The organism is Butyricicoccus sp. (assembly GCF_050872565.1).
Lineage (GTDB): Bacteria > Bacillota > Clostridia > Oscillospirales > Butyricicoccaceae > Butyricicoccus_A.
Map to the genome: position 1 here is coordinate 1 of NZ_JBNMHC010000437.1, position 1607 is coordinate 1607.

General features: G+C 48.1%; 2 protein-coding genes. Both read right to left on the bottom strand.

Annotated features, from left to right (window positions below; translation table 11 throughout):
• Nucleotides 1-1010: hypothetical protein (locus ACR0P9_RS12270; RefSeq protein ID WP_432620551.1), on the bottom strand; the 1010-nt coding region annotated here is incomplete at its 3' end.
• Between the two features lie 110 nt (nt 1011-1120).
• Nucleotides 1121-1607, bottom strand: a 487-nt coding sequence (locus tag ACR0P9_RS12275; protein ID WP_432620553.1) for a sugar phosphate isomerase/epimerase family protein, incomplete at its 5' end; no start/stop codon positions are given.

Sequence of the window (1607 nt, forward strand, 5' to 3'; positions counted from 1 at the left end):
GTATTCAGGGAAAGAGAGCAGCGATAAATGGTTGGATTTGCGGTTGTCCAACCGGCAATCACAACGGCACAAATACCAGCGAGACCTAATACGGTGTTGGTCACTGCGCCGGAGTCCAGCGTAGTCAGAGACAGACGCAGAATAGCAGATGCAGCGGCGCCCATGATTGCTACCATAACCCATGCGAAGAAATGACCGATGAACATACCGATAGCGGTAATAAAACCATACTTATAATTCTTAGCAAAACGGAACAGACCCATGTCGTTCAGACCAACATGCCATGCCAAGTTACACAGCCAAGCGAAGCAGGCAACATGGAAAATGGTGTACGGCTCTGCATTCGGATTTCCGCTGCCGCTGCCGACATTGCTGTTAAAAATTGCCCAAACGTCACCGAGAGAGTGAATCTCTACACCGGTAGCAGCTGCCAACTGCGGAAGAGCAATAAGGCCGCCGACAAAGAAAATACAAATCATCCAAGGAACACAGGTGCTTGCAAACTTTGCGCAGGCTTCAAAGCCGTTGGCTGCAATGAGCGTAACAACGATGCCGAGAATGACAACGATGGCGATAAAGCCAAGGCTGGTTGGATACCATTCGTGCTGGATCGGAATGCCGATAACTTCACGAATCGCTGTTGCAGATACGCAAACGCCAGAAGCGGCGAGTACGACAGAACACAAGGTCCATACTAAATTATAGAATTTCTGTGCATACGGGCCGAGAATTTTCTTTAAGTAACTGTACAGCGTCAGGCGGGTAGATGTACCCATCGTTGCTGTAAATACAGTGAATGACAACATGGCAAGCAGGTTGCCGATAATCAGACCAAGAATAATGGTCAGCGCGGAGCAACCCCAAGTAACAAGTGTTGCACCGATAACGAATTCTGTTGCAGCGATGTGCTCGCCGCCGTACAATCCAAAGAAGTTGCCAACACTAGACAAGCGCTTTTCGGATATAGGACGATCTACTTGCGGCACGGCACGCGGATCTAAATTTCTCATTTTTTCCTCCTCATCGACCGAAGAGTTTCTCTCTACTCTTTACTTTTTAAACTCTCTTCTGAACCGATCCCGCGGCAAAGTGATGACACAGCCGCGGGATCGACTGTTTTTTAGGACAAATAGGTATCAACAAATGCCTTTGTCTTTTCATACGCTGTCTTGACATTTTCGTCAACAGTCAGCTCATAATATTCCGGACGGAATACTTCAACAGCTGCCGGAATGGCTTCTGTATCAAAACCGCACGTTTTCAATGCGTCGGTCAGAGCCTTCTTGTCAATGCAGCCATCACCCGGCCACAGACGCTTGGCATCTGTGTTATACGGAGCACCTGCCGGCAGATCCTCAATATCATTCAGATGCAGATTGATAATTTTCTTGCCGTTGCACTTGGCAACGTCTTCGACATTGGAAGCCATTGCATGGAAGTGGTACAGATCAATAGCAATACCCACGCTGTCGCGGTTGATGGTTTGCACGATGTCATAGGCTGTTTCAAAGCGATTGATGGTAAATGCACCGGAGCCGATAAACTCCAGAGCAAGGGAAATACCATGCGGCTCGCAAAGATCTGCCATTTGGTTAATCATCTCGACA